This is a genomic window from Acidovorax sp. 59, assembly GCF_002754175.1.
GTDB lineage: Bacteria > Pseudomonadota > Gammaproteobacteria > Burkholderiales > Burkholderiaceae_C > Acidovorax > Acidovorax delafieldii.
Genome location: NZ_PEET01000001.1, coordinates 4,237,431 through 4,257,026 on the forward strand (window position 1 = coordinate 4,237,431; position 19,596 = coordinate 4,257,026).

At 68.0% G+C, this 19,596-nt stretch carries 19 protein-coding genes; 9 read left to right on the forward strand and 10 right to left on the reverse strand.

Translation table 11 applies throughout. From position 1 onward, the window contains the following. Positions 1 to 110 precede the first annotated feature (110 nt). Together CLU87_RS19380 and CLU87_RS19385 are read right to left on the reverse strand one after the other, a co-directional pair. Positions 111 to 971, reverse strand: a complete 861-nt coding sequence (locus tag CLU87_RS19380) for an amidohydrolase family protein (protein ID WP_099731484.1) — start codon at positions 969 to 971, stop codon at positions 111 to 113. Positions 972 to 1,084: 113 nt separating this feature from the next. Next, a complete protein-coding gene (locus CLU87_RS19385; protein ID WP_099731485.1) occupies positions 1,085 to 1,774 on the reverse strand; it encodes a dienelactone hydrolase family protein in 690 nt (229 codons plus the stop codon). Between the two features lie 122 nt (positions 1,775 to 1,896). On the opposite strand from CLU87_RS19385, the gene CLU87_RS19390 reads away from it, so the two are divergent. The 6 genes from CLU87_RS19390 (at position 1,897) to CLU87_RS19415 (ending at position 7,614) form a co-directional block, all read left to right on the forward strand. Continuing rightward, positions 1,897 to 2,643 (forward strand): SDR family oxidoreductase, encoded by a 747-nt coding sequence (locus tag CLU87_RS19390; RefSeq protein ID WP_099731486.1) that lies wholly within the window; start codon positions 1,897 to 1,899, stop codon positions 2,641 to 2,643. Positions 2,644 to 2,822: 179 nt separating this feature from the next. Beyond that, on the forward strand, positions 2,823 to 3,458 hold the full coding sequence (locus CLU87_RS19395; RefSeq protein ID WP_055402029.1) for a MarC family protein: 636 nt from the start codon (positions 2,823 to 2,825) through the stop codon (positions 3,456 to 3,458). Between the two features lie 6 nt (positions 3,459 to 3,464). Then, complete coding sequence (locus tag CLU87_RS19400) at positions 3,465 to 4,175, forward strand: winged helix-turn-helix domain-containing protein (protein ID WP_099731487.1); 711 nt, start codon at positions 3,465 to 3,467, stop codon at positions 4,173 to 4,175. A gap of 66 nt (positions 4,176 to 4,241) precedes the next feature. Beyond that, positions 4,242 to 5,708 carry a two-component system sensor histidine kinase CreC gene (gene creC / locus CLU87_RS19405; protein WP_099731488.1) on the forward strand — a complete coding sequence of 489 codons (1,467 nt, stop codon included), beginning with the start codon at positions 4,242 to 4,244 and terminating at the stop codon, positions 5,706 to 5,708. A gap of 113 nt (positions 5,709 to 5,821) precedes the next feature. Continuing rightward, positions 5,822 to 7,258: a cell envelope integrity protein CreD gene (gene creD / locus CLU87_RS19410; protein WP_099731489.1), complete on the forward strand. Its 1,437-nt coding sequence runs from the start codon at positions 5,822 to 5,824 to the stop codon at positions 7,256 to 7,258. After that, entirely contained in the window at positions 7,255 to 7,614 is a 360-nt protein-coding gene (locus CLU87_RS19415) for a hypothetical protein (protein ID WP_233193822.1), read from the forward strand. Before creD ends, CLU87_RS19415 begins: the two co-directional genes overlap by 4 nt. A gap of 104 nt (positions 7,615 to 7,718) precedes the next feature. Here CLU87_RS19415 and CLU87_RS19420 read toward each other — a convergent pair whose 3' ends face one another. From CLU87_RS19420 to CLU87_RS19435, 4 genes are all read right to left on the reverse strand, one after another. Continuing rightward, a complete protein-coding gene (locus tag CLU87_RS19420) occupies positions 7,719 to 8,765 on the reverse strand; it encodes a sensor domain-containing diguanylate cyclase (protein ID WP_099731490.1) in 1,047 nt (348 codons plus the stop codon). Positions 8,766 to 8,968: 203 nt separating this feature from the next. Continuing rightward, complete coding sequence (locus tag CLU87_RS19425; protein ID WP_099731491.1) at positions 8,969 to 9,505, reverse strand: hemerythrin domain-containing protein; 537 nt, start codon at positions 9,503 to 9,505, stop codon at positions 8,969 to 8,971. Between the two features lie 167 nt (positions 9,506 to 9,672). Further along, positions 9,673 to 10,254, reverse strand: coding sequence for a hypothetical protein (locus CLU87_RS19430; protein WP_056057507.1), 582 nt, complete (start codon positions 10,252 to 10,254; stop codon positions 9,673 to 9,675). Positions 10,255 to 10,365: 111 nt separating this feature from the next. Beyond that, entirely contained in the window at positions 10,366 to 10,584 is a 219-nt protein-coding gene (locus tag CLU87_RS19435; protein WP_056057504.1) for a CsbD family protein, read from the reverse strand. A gap of 371 nt (positions 10,585 to 10,955) precedes the next feature. On the opposite strand from CLU87_RS19435, the gene CLU87_RS19440 reads away from it, so the two are divergent. From CLU87_RS19440 to CLU87_RS19450, 3 genes are all read left to right on the forward strand, one after another. Continuing rightward, positions 10,956 to 12,830, forward strand: a complete 1,875-nt coding sequence (locus CLU87_RS19440; RefSeq protein ID WP_099732255.1) for a DUF1800 family protein — start codon at positions 10,956 to 10,958, stop codon at positions 12,828 to 12,830. A gap of 8 nt (positions 12,831 to 12,838) precedes the next feature. Then, the gene (locus tag CLU87_RS19445; RefSeq protein ID WP_099731492.1) at positions 12,839 to 14,293 is read left to right on the forward strand and encodes a DUF1501 domain-containing protein; all 1,455 of its coding nucleotides are present in this window, start codon (positions 12,839 to 12,841) and stop codon (positions 14,291 to 14,293) included. A gap of 87 nt (positions 14,294 to 14,380) precedes the next feature. Beyond that, complete coding sequence (locus CLU87_RS19450) at positions 14,381 to 15,757, forward strand: NAD(P)/FAD-dependent oxidoreductase (protein WP_099731493.1); 1,377 nt, start codon at positions 14,381 to 14,383, stop codon at positions 15,755 to 15,757. Between the two features lie 77 nt (positions 15,758 to 15,834). Here the strand turns inward: CLU87_RS19450 and CLU87_RS19455 are convergent, their stop codons facing one another. The 4 genes from CLU87_RS19455 to CLU87_RS19470 are packed head-to-tail and all read right to left on the reverse strand — an operon-like array spanning position 15,835 to position 19,547. After that, on the reverse strand, positions 15,835 to 16,527 hold the full coding sequence (locus tag CLU87_RS19455) for an ABC-type transport auxiliary lipoprotein family protein (protein ID WP_099731494.1): 693 nt from the start codon (positions 16,525 to 16,527) through the stop codon (positions 15,835 to 15,837). 55 nt (positions 16,528 to 16,582) lie between these two features. Beyond that, the gene (locus tag CLU87_RS19460; RefSeq protein WP_099731495.1) at positions 16,583 to 17,551 is read right to left on the reverse strand and encodes an MlaD family protein; all 969 of its coding nucleotides are present in this window, start codon (positions 17,549 to 17,551) and stop codon (positions 16,583 to 16,585) included. Next, a complete protein-coding gene (locus CLU87_RS19465) occupies positions 17,551 to 18,426 on the reverse strand; it encodes an ABC transporter ATP-binding protein (protein WP_099731496.1) in 876 nt (291 codons plus the stop codon). The genes CLU87_RS19460 and CLU87_RS19465 overlap by 1 nt, the downstream gene beginning before the upstream one ends. Further along, a complete protein-coding gene (locus CLU87_RS19470; protein WP_099732256.1) occupies positions 18,423 to 19,547 on the reverse strand; it encodes an ABC transporter permease in 1,125 nt (374 codons plus the stop codon). The genes CLU87_RS19465 and CLU87_RS19470 overlap by 4 nt, the downstream gene beginning before the upstream one ends. Positions 19,548 to 19,596: the final 49 nt, after the last annotated feature.

The window sequence follows — 19,596 nt, forward strand, 5'->3', positions numbered from 1 at the left end:
GGCGGGGCGGCCCTTGCACGGCGGTCGCTGGTAGGGGCAGCGCCGGTTTCAACGGCTGCCAGCTAGAAGGCAGCCAGGGCACAAGCCTCAATGCACCGGCGATGGCCCACTCACGGCCGGGCCACCCGAAACAGCCCCGCCGCGTTGTCCCACGCCACCTTGCGCGCCACATCGGTGGGCAGGCCGCCCAGCCACTGGCGGTAGCCCTGCATCAGGCTCTCGTAGTGCTGCCAGCGCTGGTTGACCCAGGTGTCCGAGCCGACCACGAAGCGCGTGGGGTACTTGAGCAGCAGCGCGCGCCAGGCGGGGCACAGCTGGTTGTCGTCGCAGACCAGGCCGGGGCGGTACGAGAGTTCGCCCACCAGGCCGGGGTAGCGGGCCATCAGGGCGTCCACCCGCCCCACCGGCGCGCCGCCGATGCCGGTGTGGGCCCAGATCAGCCGGGCCTTCTGGCCTTGGGACGGGGTGTTGGCCATCAGCAGGTCGATGGCGGTGTCGTCCACATGGGCCAGCACCACCAAGTCCCGCTGCTCGGCCAGGGCCATGAGCTTTTTGGCCACGGGGCCGTTGGCGTTGGCGCTGTCGTAAAGATGGAATTCGCCCAAGCCCCGGTACGGGCCGGCCGGTGTGCCCCGGGCCAGTTCCGTCTGCACCATGTCGTAGATGGTGTCGTCGGCAAACCAGCCGGTGTAGTCGGCGCGGTTACGGTACAGCCGCACAAACGGCACCACAACCACACCGGCCTCACGGGTCTGCGGCAGGCCCGCCAGGGTGAGCGACCCGGCATTGGGCCGCGAGTTGGCCACGATGGCGCGCACGCCGCTGGCCTTCATGCGCGCCAGCACATCGGCGGGTGGGTGCGGGCCTGAGCGGCCGTCCCACGCTTCCTCGTTGTAGTGCAGGTGGGCGTCAAACAGGGGGCCGGTGTAGTCGGCCGCGTGGGTGGTGGCGCATAGCGCTATTAAACCCATAGCTGCCACCGCATGACGGACTAGCGCTTGGGACCAAAAACGCCTGAAATCCGCCATATCCACCTCCGTTGGTCGTTCGCTACCGTGTCGCCGTCTCTGTCACTGGGGCGGTCTCAGCCCAGGTGCTTGGCAAAAAAGGCCAGGGTGCGCTCGCGCGCCGTGTTGGCGGCGGCCTCGTCGTAGCTACCGCGCTGGTCGCAGTTGAAGCCGTGGTCGGCGGCGTACACATGCACTTCGACCTCTGGGTGGGCCTTGCCAAAGGCCTGCACGCTATCGAGCGGAATCCAGTGGTCGCGCTCGCCAAAGTGGGCCAGCAGCGGCACCTTGGGCGTGCGTGCCACTTCTTCCGGCGTGGTCACGCCACCGCCGTAGTACGGCACGGCGGCCGACAGGCCCTGCAGCAGGCAGGCCGAGCGCCAGGTCAGCAGGCCGCCCCAGCAGTAGCCCACGATGCCCACCTTGCCGCCGCTTTGCTGCGCGGCGTAGTCGATGGCGGCCTGGATGTCGGGCAGCACGCCCGGCGCTGGCAAGGCTTCGACCGCGGCCTTCAGGCCCATGCCGGCCTGCATGTCGTCACCGGTGTAGCCCAGCTCCACCCCTTGCTTGACGCGGTGGAAGGTGGATGGCGCCACGGCCAGGTAGCCGCTGGCGGCGTAGCGGTCGGCCACCGAACGGATGTGCGAGTTCACGCCAAAAATTTCTTGCAGCACCACCACGGCGCCACGGGGCGTGCCCTCGGGCCTGGCGACCCAGGCGGGGGCCACAAAACCGTCACTCGACGTCAGATCGACAAACTGTCCCATGCTGAATGCTCCTTGGATTTGGTACGTATGGTGCGCAGAGGGTCCGCGCTATGGGTGCGGGCGCTGCGCTGCGGGGGGCAGAACCTGTTCCAATGCGCCATTCTTGCAGGAGACCCCACCCCATGGAGAAGATCGCACTAATCACTGGCGCCAGCCGGGGCATTGGCGCCGCCACCGCACGGCTGGCCGCAAAACATGGCTGGGCCGTGGCCGTCAACTACCTCGCCAACGAGGCCGCTGCGCAGAGCGTGGTCGATGCCATCCGTGCAGAAGGCGGCACCGCCATCGCGGTGCAGGGTGACGTGGCGAGCGAGGCCGACATCCTGGCCATGTTCCAGGCCGTGGACACCCAGCTGGGCCGCATCAGCGCCCTGGTCAACAACGCCGGCGTGGTGGACGTGACCGCCAGGGTGGACGAAATGAGCACCGAACGCCTGCGCCGCATGTTCGACACCAACGTGATCGGCAGCATCGTCTGCGCCCGCGAGGCCGTGCGGCGCATGAGCACGCGCCATGGCGGCAGCGGTGGCGCCATCGTCAATGTGTCCAGCGCCGCCTCGCGCCTGGGCTCGGCCCATCAGTATGTGGACTACGCGGCGGCCAAGGGCGCCATCGACACCTTCACCATCGGCCTGGCGCGCGAGGTGGCGGCCGAGGGCATCCGTGTGAACGCCGTGCGTCCGGGCCTGATCGAGACCGACATCCACGCCAGCGGCGGCCTGCCCGACCGGGTGCGCGACCTCTCGCACCAGGTGCCCATGCAGCGCGGCGGCACGGCCGACGAGGTGGCCGAGGCCATCGTCTGGCTGATGTCACCCGCAGCGAGCTACACCACCGCCACCTTGATGGATGTGTCGGGCGGGCGCTAGGGCGCGCAGGGCATCGCACAACCCAGTAGCAAGCACGCTGCAGCGCAGCATGCCCGACCGCCAAACGGTGCAGAAAACACCGCATACTCGCGCACAGCCCGGGCTGCGCCACCCTCATCTGCCGTTGGCCTGAGCCCCCCGAAGAACCACCCTGCCCACTTGCCCTTGGGAGCGCCCTGATGGACCTCAAACCCCTGATCACCCTGCTGGCCATCGTGAACCCGCTGGCCATCGTGCCGTTCTTCATCCACTACACGCAGGGCTTCTCGTACCCGCAGCGGCGCCGCACCATCCAGGTAGCCAGCTTCAGCGTGTTCTGCGTGATTGCCGCCTGTGCGCTGCTGGGCCTGCAGATCCTCGACTTCTTCAACATCTCGCTGCAGAGCTTCCAGGTGGGTGGCGGCATGTTGCTGCTCATCAGCGCGATGAACATGCTCAACGCCCAGCCCGCCGAGGCCAAGCCCAGCACCAACGAATACGAAGAAGGCGCCGAAAAGGCCGCCGCCGGCAGCAGCATTGCCGTGGTGCCGCTCACCATTCCGCTGCTCACCGGCCCGGCCAGCATGTCCACCGTGGTGATTTATGCCGACCGCGCGCAGACCTTCTGGCAGCACGCCGCGCTGGTGGGCTACGGCGTGGTCATCGCGCTGGCCACGGCCGTGTGCTTTGCGCTGGCCGACCCGATTGCGCGCGTGCTGGGCAAGACCGGCATCAATGTGATGACCCGCCTCATGGGCCTCATTCTGGCTGCGCTGGCGGTGGAAGTGATGGCCGACGGGCTGGGCAAGCTGTTCCCCATCCTCGTCGCACGCTGACCCTCCATGTCCGCCCGCCTGCTGCTGCTCGAAGACGACCCGGCCATCGCCCGCACCGTGGCCTATGCGCTGGAGCGCGATGGCCTGACCGTCACGCACAGCCTGCTGGTGCACGACGCGCGCCAGCAGCTGCAGAGCGCACGGTTTGACCTGCTGGTGCTGGACGTGGGCCTGCCCGACGGCAGCGGCCTGGACCTGCTGCGCGATGTGCGCAACACCGCGCCCACCGCCGCCCTGCCCGTGCTGATGCTCAGCGCCCACGGCGAAGAAATCGACCGCGTGCTGGGCCTGGAGCTGGGTGCCGACGACTACCTCACCAAACCCTTCAGTCCGCGCGAACTGGCTGCGCGCGTGAAGGCGCTGCTGCGCCGTGCGGGCCACGGCCACGGCAATGGCAACGGCCACCCGGCAGCGCCCGCCGCCACGGCAGCCGCGCTGTTCCACGACGACGAGACGGGCCAGCGCATCAGCCTGCGCGGCCAGGCCCTGCCGCTGACCCGGCGCGAGTACCGCCTGCTGGCCCACCTGCTGCGCGGCGCAGGCCGCATCCACTCGCGCGACGCCCTGCTGGCCGCCGCCTGGGGCGACGACAGCGAAAGCACCGACCGCACGGTGGACACCCACATCAAAACCCTGCGCGCCAAGCTGCGCGAGCTGGACCCGGCGCGCGAGTACATCAGCACGCACCGGGGCATGGGTTACTGCCTGAACATCTGAAGTCAAATTGCCCGCTGGCGCCCATTTAAGAAGCGCTGGCAGCTATTGTTTTTGAAGTAACGCACCATGCGCCTCGGCATCCGCCTGCTGTTCGCCTTCTTCCTCATCAACGGCATCGCCGCGTTCTTTGTGCTGCGCGTGTTCATGGCCGAGATCAAGCCCAGCGTGCGCGAGGTGATGGAAGACATGATGGTGGACACGGCCAACATCCTGGCCGAGCTGGCCAGCGAGGACCTGGCCGCCGGGCGGCTGGCGGCACAGGCCAACAACAGCAGCACCAGCCCGTTTGCGCAGCATGTGCGGCGCTATGCCGCGCGGCCCATCGATGCGGCCATCTGGGGCTTTTCCAAGCAGTCGCTTGACTACCGCATCTATGTGACCGACACCACGGGGCGCGTGCTGTTCGACTCGGAAAACCGTGCCATCGGTGCCGATTATTCGCAGTGGCGCGACGTAGCCCGCACGCTGCGCGGCGAGTACGGAGCGCGCTCTACGCGCGATGTGGAAGATGACGACACCAGCGGCGTGATGCATGTGGCCGCGCCCATCTACGTGAACAGCCAGATCGCGGGCGTGCTCACCGTGGCCAAGCCCACGCGCACGGTGCAGCGCTTCATCGACCGGGCCGAGCGCAAGGTGTTCATGGGCGGGCTTTTGCTGCTGGCGCTCTCGGCCGCCGTGGGCGTGGCGGTGACGCTGTGGATGGTGTGGAACGTGCGCCGCCTGCGCGACTACGCCCTGAGCGTGCAGGGCCCGGCCGACGGCGAACGCCACGACCAAACTCTTCCGCCCCCCACGGCCCTGGCCGTTCCCGAGGTGCCCGGCGAGCTGGGCGACCTGGCCCGCGCCATGGACCGCATGCGCGCGCGGCTGGAGGGGCGCGACTACATCGAGGGCTATGTGCGCGCCCTCACGCACGAACTCAAAAGCCCCGTGGCCGCCATCCGGGGCGCGGGCGAGCTGCTGCAGGACGAGCTGCCCGCCGCCGACCGCACCGAGTTTGCGACCCAGGTGGTGCAGCAAAGCGAACGCCTGCAGCGCATCATCGACCGGCTGCTGGAGCTGTCCAAGCTGGAGCAGCGCCAGCACGCCGAAGGCCGCGCGCCCGTGGCGCTGCTCGACTGCGCCGAGGCCGCCATTGCCCAGACCCGCGCCCGCGCGGGGCAGCGCGGCATCACGCTGGCATTGGAAGGGCACGGCACCAGCGGCCCGTGGGAGGCCGAACTGGTGACGCTGGCGCTGACCAACCTGCTGGACAACGCGATCGACTTTGCGCCTGCAGGCAGCACGGTGCGGGTGGAACTGGACGGCGCCACAGTGGCCGTGCAGGACAGCGGCCCCGGCGTGCCGGACTATGCGCTGCCGCGCCTGGGCGAGCGCTTTTTCACAACCGCACGACCGGGCGGCGAGCGCAGCGGATCGGGCCTGGGGCTGGCGATTGTGCAGCGCGTGATGGCGCTGCACGGCGGGCAGATGGTGGTGCGCAACACGGCGCCGGGGCTGCGGGTGGAGCTGGTGTACCGCGCCGCCTGAGCAGCGAAAACCACCGCCAGCGATCCCCACTTCACACTGGCCTCACAAACTTCATAGCGCCCTCACAGCGCGCCACAACACTGCCCCCACAACAGTCACTTGTGGAGGATCTTTTGTTCAAACACCCCCTGTTCACCAAGCTGGCGGCGCTGACCGCCATCACCGTGTTACTGCTCTTTGGTCTGGGCCTGATCGAAGACGTGGTGCGCGACCGGCTGCGCTACCGCAGCATCACCGCACAGAGCGTGGCCGAGAGCCTGGCCGGGCCGCAGACGCTGATGGGCCCCATGATCCACAGCGCCTGCGTGGAAAGCTGGGATGAAGAAGTCGGCAAGGGCGAGGAGCGCCGCGTGGTCGAAAGGCGCCGCGAGTTCATCCTGACCGCCATGCCCGAGCAGCTCAAGCTCACCACCGGCGCCGCGATGGAGGAACGCGCGCGCGGGCTGCACAAGGTGAACACCTACAACCTCAAGGCCCACGTGACGGCGCAATGGGGTTCGCTGGCCAGCCTGCTGCCGCAGAGCAACATGAAGAATTCGCGCATGCACTGCGGCGCACCCATTGTGATGATGGCCGTGGGCGATGCACGCGGCATCCGCACTGCGCAGTTCACCATGGGCAGCCAGGCGCTGGCGCTCAAGCCTGGCACCTTCCACCCCACCTACAGCCGGGGCCTGCACGCGGTGCTGCCCGAATCCGTGCGCGGCAAGGCCGATGGCCTGACCGCCACGCTGGACCTGGAACTGGTGGGCACCGAGCGCCTGGCCATCGTGCCGCTGGGCGGCAACACCGAGGTGCTGATGACCAGCAGCTGGCCCCACCCGTCGTTTGCCGGGCGCTTTCTGCCATCGGAACGCGAGGTCAAGAAGACCGGCTTTTCGGCCCAGTGGCGCCTGTCGTCGCTGGCCACCACGGCGCAGGCCGACATTGCGAACGGCAAGCGCATCTGCCTGGGTGCGGATGAGGGCAGCGACTATGCACACAGCGGGGCCACGCCGGGCGACTGCGCCGACAGCTTCAGCGTGGCCTTCATCGACCCGGTGAATCCCTATTCCCTGTCGGACCGCGCGACCAAGTACGGTGTGCTGTTCATCGCCCTCACCTTCGTGGCCGTGGGCCTGTTCGAGCTGATGAAGAAGCTGCGCGTGCACCCGGTGCAGTACCTGCTGGTGGGCAGCGCGCTGTGCAGCTTCTTCCTGCTGCTGTTGAGCCTGTCGGAGCACCTGCCGTTTGGCATTTCGTACGCGGTGGCCGCGAGCGCGTGTGTGCTGCTGCTGGCCTACTACGCCAGCCACATGCTGGGCGGGCTCACGCGCGGTGTGCCACTGGGGGCGGGCATTGCGCTGCTGTATGGCCTGCTGTACGTGCTGCTGCAGCTGGAGCAGACGGCGCTGGTGGTGGGTGCGATTGCGCTCTTCCTGGTGCTGGCAGCGGTGATGGTGTTGACGCGCAAGGTGAACTGGTACGGCCTGTCGCAAGGCGGCACGCCCCCGCGCCCCACCATGCCGCCCATGCAGCGCCCCGCAGCCCCCCGCGCGGAGGCTGCATGAACGCCGCCCCGCAGACCACCCGCTGGGCCCAGTACCTGGCGCAGGCCCAGGCACTGACGCCGCCCGCCAGCACCGGCCCCGCAAGGGGCCCTGCGCTGACCGCCGCCGAAGCGGCCCGCGTGCAGCGCCACCGCGACCAGTTGATGGCAGCCCTGCGGTCGCAGGACCGGCTGGCCTTGCACTGTGCCAAGCAGCAGGTGCTGGACGCCGCCTTTTGCCCCCGCCGCCCCGAGGCGGACCTCGACCCCGGAGGGTCTGTGACCGGCGCTGCAGATTCGCCCGCCCTGCGCCGGGCGCTGCGCGACCTGGCGTGGCGCACGGCGGCCTTGCTGTTGCCGCGCCGCCCGGAGTGCTGAAGGTGCGCCAGGGGACCTTGCGCAGGTCCCTGGGCACAATTTTTAATAGAAATGGCCGGTAGCGCTAGTGCAATATGCGCCAGCAGCTATCAAAAACAGAGCATTTACACCACCACGGTGCGGCTGCGCCCCTCGCGTTTGGCGGTATAGAGCGCAGAGTCGAGCAGGCGCAGGGTGATGTCCAGCGGCCGCAGCGGGTCGAACAGCGTGAGCCCCATGCTGACCGACAGCACCAGCGCCGGCTCGATGCCGGGCAACGGGTGGGCGGCCAGCGCTGCATGCACACGCTCGGCCACCACCTGCGCCTGGTCGAGTCCGGTAGCGGGCAACAGGGCCAAGAACTCCTCACCCCCCCAGCGCCCCAGCACATCGGCCGCACGGAAGACGTCGCGGCACAAGGTGGCAAACAGCTGCAGGGCCTGGTCACCCACATGGTGGCCGTACACGTCGTTCACGCGCTTGAAGTGGTCCAGGTCCATCATCAGCAGGCAAGCCGGCTCGTGGCCCCGCTGCAGCAGCGCCCATTCCTGGCGCAGGCGGTCGGTGAACGAGCGGCGGTTGGCCAGACCGGTCAGCACATCGGTGTGGGCCAGCACGTCCATCTGGTGGCGGGCCGCCTCCAGCTCCACCAGCATCTGGCCCTGGCGGTCATTGGCGCGCTTGAGTTCCAGCAGCCGGATCACCTGGCGCGCCAGGGCACTGAGCAGGTCCTGCACCTTGGCGGACAGTTCGCGCGGCCGGTGGTCCAGCACGCACAGCGTGCCCAGCACAAAACCGTCCGGCGTGACCAGCGGCGCCCCAGCGTAAAAGCGCAGCGGGTTCTTTTGGGTGACGATGGCGTAGTGCGCAAAACGCGGGTCTTGCGCCAGGTCGGGCACGATGAAGACGCCGGACTGCCGGATGGCGTAGCGGCACACGGACTCGCTCAGCGGGGTTTCGCGCAGCGCAAACCCGCGCGCGGCCTTGAACCACTGGCGCTGGTTGTCCAGCAGGCTGATCAGGGCCACAGGCGCTTCGCAGATGTACCCCGCCAGGTCGGCCAGCTCGTCGTACGCGGGCTCCATGGGGGTGTCAAGAATGCCGTAGCGCTGCAGGGCTTGCAGGCGTTCGGTGTCGTCGCAGGGGTCGTCAGAAGGGGTGGTGTCGGCCATGACGCGAAGCGGCCACGCCGCCCCCATTTGCCTTGAGATGGGGCAGCATGCCACACAAGCAGGACGGCTGCACGGGTGAAAGCCCGATGGCCCCCGGGTCACGCCAGAGTGGTGCTCTGGCCGTGCCGTGCCTGCCTCTCGTTTGTTCGTTCAGCGTCTGCTGGCGCTTGCCGCTGCGGGCAGGCAGCGCAGCTGCGTCGCTGTCAGGCAGCCACAGCGGGCGCGATATCGCGTTGGGCAGCGGGCTCGCTGGCACCCGGGGCGTCGGCGTCCGAACACGTGGCCCCACCGCAACCGTGGATCAACGCACCCGGTAACGCGCCGGGAGCGTGCACCACGCCGGTCACAGGGTCAAACCCCACACGGCGCAGGTGCAGGGCCAGCGAGGCATCCATGCTCTGCGCATGCTGCGGAAACCACAGCGCCAGCTCGCTGGCCATGACGCGCAGCACCTTCAGGTCGCCCTGTTCGGCGTGGGCCGTGCCTTCACGCATCACCTGCAGCACCACCTTGTGCTGCATGCTGTGGCAGTTGCCCGATGCAAATCGGGTGGAGGCCATCCAGTCGTCTTCCTGCCCGAAATGCTGCTCGGTATGCTCGACCAGCGCGCGCCAGCGGGGCAGCAGGTCGGCGTCACCGGCCTGGTCCACGGCGGCCAGCAAGTCGACGAACTCCCGGTGGGTGTCATCCATCAGGGGCAGGTCGAGGTTCAACGCATCAGACCATTCGAGGTGGGCCATGGGACTCCTTGGGCGGGCAGATCAAACGAAGGTGCGAGCTTAGAAGCCCCGGCCCGGCCGGGTGTTGATGCAGGTCATGGCCACGCCATACGCAGCCAGGCCCTGCACCGCGCGCGGCGGGCAGGGCCTGGTAGTGCAAGGGACTTGGGCGCCCAGCGCCCGCCCCATCAGCTCTGGCCGTACATGCGCTTGGCGTCGTCCACACACTTGGACTTGAGGTCGCCAGTCATCGTCTCGCAGCGCTCCTTGGCAGCCTTGTAGTTGGCTTCATTCTTCTCGGCGGTGGCGTCCTTGCGCGCCTCGGCCACGTTGGCGGCCTTCTCGGCCGCTGTGTCTGCAGGCTTGGCCTGGGCGGCGGCCACCTTGGCGTTTTCCTTGGCCTTCACATGTTCGGCCTTGGCATCCTTCACGCACACGTCCTTGGCGTTGCCGGTCAGGTCGTCGCACTTTTCCTTGGCGACAGCGTAGGCGGCGTCGGCACGGGCTTCAGCCACCTTCTGGCTGGCCTTGGCGCTGGGCTTGTACTGGGCTTCGAGCTCGGCCTTGGCCACGTCTTCGGTGCCCTTGGCTTCCTTCATACAGATGTCCTTGGCGTTGGCCTTGAGGGCATCGCATTTTTGCTTGTTCATCTTGTAGTCCGCCGAGATGCTGTCCTTGGCGGCCTTGTGCTCTGCGGGGGTCATGGCAAAAGCGGTGGTAGCCATCAGACCGGCGGCGCAGGCGGCGATCAGGGTGCGTTGGAATGTCATGGTTTTCTCCTCGATGGAAATGAATGCAATAGATGTGAATCTTGTGGGGGTGGTGTGCCAGGCGTGCCCTGGCGGGGCGCGGGGCGAAGGCCCCGCAGCGCGGTGGCGCTATCAGTCGTTGAAGCGGAAGTCGGGGTGGCGGTCTTGCCATTCCTTGAGCTGCTTTTCGGCCACGTCGCGGGCGATGCCCTGGCGCTCTTGCAGCTTGCCCAGGAACTGTTCGCGCTTGCCGTCGATGACATCGAAGTCGTCGTTCGTGAGCTTGCCCCACTGCTCGATCATCTTGCCCTTGAACTGCTTCCAGTTGCCCTTGATGGTGTCTTCATTCATGGTGTCACTCCTCAAAAAACTTCGCTTCAGCCATCCACTCGGAGTGCGTGGAACCTTTGCGTGATGCGATGGAATTCACTGTAAAAATGATCTGGCGACGGCGCCGTAGTCCATGCCACGCAGCACACGTCAGCACAGGACTACGGGCGTGACGGACATCGCCGATGAAATGGTTCCCACCCTCTGGAGAAGACGAGCGAGGCCTCCATGCAAGGTACAAAGTGTTGCAATGGCCCATCATTCAGGCCGCCGGCGCAGCGGGCATTGCATAGGCGTGTTTCGCTTGGTAACACTTGTGTTTCCAGGCGGGCGTGGCGTGTGATTTAGTCATGGCTGTGCTGCCAGCGGCAGACTTTTTGAGCACGACCACCATGACACATCGATACGAGGAGACTCTGACAACCGCGGTTGCAGAGGCACCAGAGGGCCTGCCCCTCCCCCCCGAAAACCCCACCACCGCCAGCAGGGCCCACGCGCCCTTGCTGACCGCGCTGTTTGCGTCCACCGCCCTGGCCGCCTGCGGAGGCGGCGGTGGTGACAGCGCGCCAGGCACGGGGACACCCAGTGCACCTGCGCCATCCACCCCCTCGCTGGGCAACTACGCCCATCCCTCCGCCAGCACGGACAACGAGGCCGCCCGCTTTCTGCTGCAGGCCCAGTTCTCGGCATCGACTGCCGAAATCGCGGCGCTGCGCACCACCACCTACGCCGACTGGCTGGAGGGCCAGTTCAATGCGGGCCCCAGCCAGGGCGGCTGGGACTGGCTGAACCAGCGCGGCTACGCAGACATCAGCAACGACACGGCCTACTACGACAACTCCTACCCTGCCGACTACATGATCTGGTACCAGCTCATGAAGTCGCCGGACGGTCTGCGCAAGCGGGTGGCGCTGGCGCTGTCTGAGATCTGCGTGGTCTCGCTCAGCGGCGTGGACATCACCTGGCGCTGCCATGCCATGGCCTGGTACTGGGACCAGCTGGTGAACAACGCCTTCGGCAACTACCGCTCCGTGCTGGAGAACGTGACGCTGAACGCGGCCATGGGCTACTACCTCAATACCCGTGGCAACCAGAAGGAAAACCCCGCCACGGGCCGCCAGCCCGACGAAAACTATGCCCGCGAGGTCATGCAGCTCATGTCCATCGGACTGGTCGAACTGAATATCGACGGGTCCCCCAAGAAGGACGGCTCGGGCAAGCCCATTGACAGCTACACCATGAACGACGTGACCAATCTGGCACGCGTGTTCACGGGCTACGACTACGACCAGACGCAGAACGTGCCGACCACCGTGCCAGGCACCACACGGGTGGTCTCCAACACCACCTTTGCGCGGCTGCCCATGGCGCTCAATGCATCGCGCCACTCTACGCTGGCCGCCACCTTCCTGGGCACCACCGTGCCCGCCAACACGCCCGGCGCCGCGGCACTCAAGACCGCGCTGGACACCTTGTTCAACCACCCTAACGTGGGCCCCTTCATCGGCAAGCAGCTGATCCAGCGGCTGGTCACCAGCAACCCGTCACCCGCCTACGTGGCCCGGGTGGCAGCCGCCTTCAACAACAACGGCGCCGGCGTGCGGGGTGACCTGCGCGCAGTGGTCAAGGCCATCTTGCTGGACGACGAGGCACGCTCGCCCACCGGGCTGACCCAGCCTGGCTTTGGCAAGCTGCGCGAGCCCATGTTGCGCTTTGTGCAGTGGGGCCGCACCTTTGGCATCAACTCGGTGCAGGGCAGCTGGAAGATCGGCGACTTGAGCGACCCCGGCTCGCGCCTGGGCCAGAGCCCGCTGCGTTCGCCCTCGGTGTTCAACTTCTTCCGCCCAGGCTACGTTCCACCATCCACGGCCCTGGCGGCTGCGGGCGCCGTGGCCCCCGAATTCCAGCTGGTCAACGAGAGCAGCGTGGGGGGCTACCTCAACTACATGCAGGGCGTAATCCGCAACGGCATCTTTGTGAATGCCCCGGAGCTGCCCAACAATGCCAGTAGTTCCAACAACGGGTACGACATCAAGGCCAGCTACGCCAACGAGCTGGCCATCGTGGCGGATGCGGACGCGCTGGTCGCACGCATCAACCTGCTGATGTGCGCGGGCCAGTTGTCCGCAGCCACCGTCAAGCTCATTGCGGACGCGCTGAAGGCAACGCCCGTCACCGCCGCCAGCACCGACGCCGTCAAGCTCGACCGCGTGGCGGCCGCCGTCTTCCTGGTCATGGCTTCGGCCGAATACCTCGTTCAAAAGTAAGCCCTGCCATGCACCTGCTTCAACCCGAACTCCACACCCGCCGCGCGTTTCTGCGCCGCTCCACCCAGCTGGGCCTTGCGGGCACAGCCCTGCCCTTTGCGCTCAACCTGGCTGCCATGGGCGAGGCGGCGGCCTTCAACGCCACCGACTACAAGGCGCTGGTCTGCGTGTTCCTGTACGGCGGCAACGACTATGCCAACACCGTGGTCACCTACGACGACGACAGCTACAACCGCTACAACACCATCCGCGGCGGTGGCTCAGGCCAGACGGCGGGTGGCATTGCGTTGGCCAAGGCAGCCCTCGCCCCCACACTGCTGACCCCCACCACGCCGCTGCCCGGCGGCCGCCAGTACGCGCTGCACCCGGCCATGACGGGGCTGGCTGGCCTGTTCAACAGCGGCAAGGCGGCCGTGCAGCTCAACGTGGGCCCGCTGGTGGTGCCGCTAACCCGCGCGCAGTACAACAGTGCCGACCGCGCCACCTACCCCGTGCCGCCCAAGCTGTTCTCGCACAACGACCAGCAGTCGGTGTGGCAGTCATCCTCGCCCGAGGGCTCCACCGTGGGCTGGGGCGGCAACATTGGCGACCTGGCGCTGTCATCCAACGGCAATTCGCTGTTCACCTGCATCTCGGTCACGGGCAATGCGGTGTTCCTGTCGGGCGACTCGGCCCTGCAGTACCAGGTCAGCACCAATGGGGCAGTGGCCATCAACGGTGTGAAGAACCGGGTGTACGGTTCTTCAGCGGTGCAGAGTGCGCTCGCGTCGCTCATCCAGCAGCCACGCACGCAAACGCTGGAGAACGAATACAACCGCGTGACCACCCGCGCCGTGACGGCCGAAAGCCAGATCACCAACGGGATCGCGGGCGTGACGCTGGCTACCACCTTCCCCAACAACAACTCCCTGGCCAACCAGCTCAAGATGGTGGCGCGCCTCATTGGCGCGCGCACCAGCCTGGGCAGCAAACGCCAGGTGTTCCTGGTGTCGCTGGGGGGCTTTGACCTGCACGACAACCTCATCGCGCAACAGCCAGTGCTGATGCAGCGCGTGAGCGAGGCCATGACCGCGTTCTACAACGCCACCGTGGAGTTGGGAGTGGCCGACAAAGTCACGGCGTTCACCGCGTCCGACTTTGGCCGCACGCTCAGCTCCAACGGCGATGGCTCGGACCACGGCTGGGGCAGCCATCACCTGGTGGTCGGCGGCGCCGTCAAAGGCAAGGCCTTCTATGGCAGCGCGCCGCCGGTCAGCATCACCAACACGGCTGCCCCCGAAGACCAGTGGCACGTGGGCCAGGGCCGCCTGCTGCCGTCCACCTCGGTGGACCAGTACGCCGCCACCCTGGCCAAGTGGTTTGGCGTGGCCGACAACGAAATGGCGGGAGTGCTGCCCAACATCACGCACTTTGGCGCAGCGGCGGGGCGGCCGGACTACCCGGTGGACCTGGGGTTCCTGTAACTCGATGGAGCCCCCGTGACCCAGGGGCCTGCAGGTCGCGACCACGGCAAGGGCCTGGGGCCTCCACGGCTCCCCAATAATGGCAGCATGACGACTCCCTCTGCTTCCCCGCTTCGCCCCCGCGTGGTCATCATCGGTTGCGGGTTCGGCGGCCTTGAAGCCGCCCGGGCCCTCCAAGGCGCGGCGGTGGATGTGACCCTGGTCGACAAGACCAACCACCACCTCTTCCAGCCCCTGCTCTACCAGGTGGCCACGGCCGGGCTGTCGGCCCCGGCCATTGCGGCGCCCATCCGGCATCTGTTCCGGCAGCAGCGCAACGTGACCACCTTGCTGGGCGAGGTCATCCGCATCGACGTGGGCCAGCGCACCGTGCACCTGGCAGACGGCGCCGCGCTGCCGTATGACCACCTCATCGTGGCCGCCGGTGCCACGCACAGCTACTTTGGCCGCGACGACTGGGCGGCCTATGCGCCCGGGCTCAAGACGCTGGACGACGCGTTCGAGATCCGCCGCCGCGTCCTGCTGGCGTTCGAGGCGGCCGAGAAGGAGCCCGACCCCGCACGCCGCGCAGACTGGCTCAACTTTGTGGTCGTGGGCGCAGGCCCCACGGGCGTGGAGATGGCCGGCACGCTGGCAGAGATTGCGCGCCACACGCTGCCTGGCGAGTTCCGCCACATCGACCCCGCGAGCGCGAAGATCATCCTGCTCGAAGGCGGTGCACGCGTGCTGCAGGCCATGCCTGAGGCCCTGAGCCAGCGCGCCAAGGAACAACTGGAAAAGCTGGGCGTGGACGTTCGCCGGGGCGCCCGCGTCACCGCCATCGACAGCGATGGCTTGAAGGTCGAATCGCCTGCAAGCGCTAGTACATCAAGCGCAAGCAGCTATCAAATAAATAGCAAATGCATTGTATGGGCAGCGGGTGTGGCTGCGTCACCCCTGGGCCGCCACCTGGCGGATGCCACCGGTGCCAGCACCGACCGCGCGGGCCGCGTGGTGGTGGAGCCCGACCTGACGCTGCCGGGCCACCCCGAGATCAGCGTGATCGGCGACTTGGCGGCAGCCAAGAGCCACGTGGCAGGCCATGAGCCCACGCCCGTGCCCGGCGTGTCGCCGGGCGCCAAGCAGATGGGCCGCGCCACGGCGGCCAACATCCTGCGCCGCCTGGCGGGCCAGCCCACCCAGCCGTTTCGCTACCGCGACTACGGCAACCTGGCCACCATCGGCCGCAACTCCGCCGTGGTGGACCTCACATCGCCCGCCGGGCCAGTGCGGTTCTCAGGCTACTTTGCGTGGCTGTTCTGGCTGTTTGCGCACGTGTACTTCCTGATCGGCTTTCGCAACCGGCTGGTGGTGCTGCTGGACTGGGCCTGGGCGTACTGGAGCTTTGCGCGCTACGCGCGGGTGGTGACGGGCATTGAACGCCATGAGACCGCGCCCCCGTCCCCGACACCGCCGGGCACCTGACGGCCACGCGCGCTACGTGGCGCAACGGCCAAAGCCAGCGCCTTGCCTGCAGGCTCTCGCCACAAAGACCTGTTGCGTTACTGCCCCACCTGCTCCACCCACGCCGCCAGCTCACTGGCCAGCTGGCCCGACGCCGCTGCCAGAGCGGCCACGCCGCCCGCCGCATCGGCCGACTTGGCGGGCTGCTGCACGATGAACACGCGCTGGCCGCGCAGCGATTCGCCCGCCGGGGTCAGCTCGACCACCGTGGCGCGCAGGCGCACCACCCCGGCGCTTTCGCTGGGGCTGGTGAACAAGTGGCTGAACTCCTCCAGCTCGGTGCGCAGCACCAGGGGCAACTTGTTGCCCTGGGCGGGCTCGCGGGCCTGGGCGGCGCCGTCGTCGGCCTTGAGCACGGCGCGGCGCTGGCCCAGTTGCTCGCGCAGGCGCTGCTGCAGCAGCTGTGCAGGCGGCTGGCTCCAGCGGGCCTGGCTGTAGGGACGCAGCTGCTGGGCGTCGGCATAGGCCAGGCGGTACAGCACGGCGTTCCCCCCCTCGGGCAGGCCGGGGGCGTCCATGTCGGCCATCGCCAGCGGAGGCAGGGGCGCACGGCGGTCGGTGGGCACGGTGGCGAGCGTGCCGGGGCCAAAGTCATACAGCACGGGGCGGGCCGGAGGCGCTGGCAGGGCCGAGCAGCCCGTGAGCACCAGCACCGCCGCCAGACCACAGCCCCACAGCGCAGTAGCGCTAGATGAATATGCCTTGGTTGCTATATTTTTAATAGTATTCATGTTCACTCCTCACAGAGGGCCTGCGCCACCAAGGCAGCGCGGGAGGGGGTCCAGCTCACGGGGCGCCGCCAAACCCTGGCTCACCCGGCCCGGGCGGGATGCGCCCCGAGCCATAGATGAACAACTGCGGGTTGTCGCTGATGCTCCCCGCAGCGCGGCCCATCTGGCGGGCGGCGCGGGCCGTGTCGTCGGCGGCGCGGTTCACTCGGGGCAGGGTGGCGGTGCTGAACTGGTCGGCGGCGCGCGCCAGCGACTGGGTGCCAGCGGTGATCTGGTCGATGGCGCCGCCCTCGGCGTTGAGCCGCTGGTTGGTCTTGCCTAGGTCCACCGCCAGGGCCGACACACTGGCGCCCGCCTGCTGCAATGACTGCAGGGTCTGGCGCGCATCGCTGGCCAGGGGCGGCAGCGCGGCCAGGGCCGGGTCCAGGCGCTGGGCCACGGTGGCATCGAGCCGCTGGGTCAGGGTGTTGACGCTGCTGGCGGCCTGGCCGATGCTGGACAGCGCCTCGGTGAGCTTTTGCTGGTTGTTGTCGCCCAGCAGCTGGTTGATGCGGCGCGTGGCCTCTTCGACCTGGCCGAGGATGGCGGGCGCCTGTTCGGCCAGCTTGCCAAACGGCGAGGGTTTGAGCGGCAGGCGCGGCAGGCCGCTGGGGCCGGGGGGCAGCTCGGGGTAGGGCTTCTCGGCATCGTCCAGTTGCACGTGAGCCAGGCCGGTGACGCCCTGGTAGCCCAGCACCGCAAAGGTGGTGGGGCTGATGGGCGCCTGTTCGTTGACCGCAATACGGATCAGCACGTTGCCGCTCACCTGGGGGTCGAACCCGATGCGCGTGACCTTGCCCACGGCCACGCCCTTGTAGCGCACGGTGGCCTGGGGCTGCAGGCCGCTCACGCCGTCGCGGGTGGACAGCTCGTACTGCTCGTAGTTGGCGTTGTCGCGCGTGAGCCAGATGGCCAGGCCTGCCAGCATGGCGGCCACCACCAGCACAAAGATGCCTGCGGCGAGGGCGTGGGATTTGTTTTCCATCAGTGATGTTCCTTGTCGGGCGCAGGCACGGCGGCGGTCTGCACCGGGGCCTGCTGCACAGGGGGCACGGGGGCCATGGCGCGTTGGCCACGTTCGCCCATGAAGAAGTGCTCGATGAACGGATGCGAAAAGTGCGCCACCTCGTGCGGCGGACCAGTGACGATGACCTTCTTGTCCGCCAGCACCGCCACGCGGGTGCTGAGCGCGAACAGCGTATCCAGATCATGCGTGACCATGATGACCGTGAGCCCCAGCGCCGCGCGCAGCTCGCGCAGCAGCGCGCAGAAGTCGTCAGAGCTGCTCGGGTCCAGGCCCGCCGTGGGCTCGTCCAGCAGCAGCAGCGGTGGGTCCATGATGAGCGCGCGGGCCAGCGCCACGCGCTTGACCATGCCCCCCGACAGGTCGGCCGGCATGCGCGTGGCGTGTTCGGGCTGCAGGCCCACCATCTGCAGCTTGACCAGCGCGGCATCGCGCACCAGGTCGTCGGGCAAGGTGCCCTGCTCGCGCAGCGCAAAGGCCACGTTGTCGAGCACGTTGAAGGCCGAGAACAGCGCACCGTGCTGGAACAGCATGCCCACCCGGCTGGCTGCCCCCTCGCGCCCCATCTCGGACGCGGGCCGGCCCAGCACGGTGACCTGCCCGCGCGTGGGCCGGGCCAGGCCCAGGATCTGGCGCAGCAACACCGTCTTGCCCGTACCCGACCCGCCCACCAGCGACAGCATCTCGCCGCGCTGCACGGTGAAGTTCAGGTCCTGGTGCACGGTGAAGGTCTCGTTGCCCTTGCCAAACTGCGTCCAGAGGCCTTGCACATCCACGATGGGCGGCTCGCCGGGCGCGACGGCGATGTGTTCGGGCTTGGCGATGCGCTCAGTCATATGCCGATGTTCTTGAACGCTATGGCAAACAGCGCGTCCACGATGATCACCATGGTGATGGACGACACCACCGACGCCGTCGTGCCTTCGCCCAGGCTCTGGGTGTTGGGCTTGACGCGCAGGCCCCAGTGGCAGCCGATCAGCGCAATGAACGCGCCAAACACCACCGACTTGGCCATGGCCAGGCCCAGGTTGCCGATCTTTACCGCTGCGGGCAGTGCCTGCACAAAGTACGACGGCGAGATGTCCATGGAGATGTCGGCGGCCAGCATGCCGCCCGCCAACGCCGCCAGCGTGGTCCACACGCTGATGAGCGGCATCGCCAGCGCCAGCGCCAAGGTGCGTGGCATCACCAGCCGGAACCCGTGCGGGATGCCCATCACGCGCATGGCGTCCAGCTCCTCGGTCACCCGCATCACACCGATCTGTGCGGTGATGGACGAGCCGGAGCGGCCCGCCACCAGGATGGCCGCCAGCATGGGCCCCAGCTCGCGGATCAGCGAGATACCCAGGATGTTGACGATGAACGACTCGGCACCAAACTGCCGCAGCTGCAGGCTCATCAGATAGGCCAGCACCACACCGATGAGGAACCCCACCAGCGCCGTGATGGGCAGCGCCGTGGCGCCCATGCGGTACAAATGGCCGGACACATCACGCCACGGCCCCTTGCGCGGGGCGCGTGCCAGGCGCCCCAGGTCCAGCACCAGCTGACCCACCATCTCCAGCAGGTGGCGGGCATGGTCCACACCGTGCAGCACCAGCACGCCCAGGTGATCGACCTGTTCGCCCAGGCGCCAAGGCTCAGGCGGCGGTGCAACACAGGTGAACTGGGCCACCCGTGCCAGCATGGTGCGCTGGCTGTCGGTGCAGGCCAGCTCTGCGGGCCAGGCGTGCTGCCAGTGGTTCCACAGCAGCTGCGCGCCCACATGGTCCAGCCACTGCAGCTCCCGCAGGTCCCAGCCCAGCGTGGGGGCGGGGGGTGCGCCGCGCAGCTGGTCCGACACGGCCTCCCATTGCGCCGCGTTGCCCAGCTCGGCCGCACCCCAGCGCCCACGCAGCTGCGCACACGGCCCTTGGGGCGTATCGGCGCGAACGATGTGGGGAGCGTGGTCGGTCATGGGTCTGGCCGCCAGGGCAGCCGCAGGGGTGGGGTCGTCAAGAAGCAGC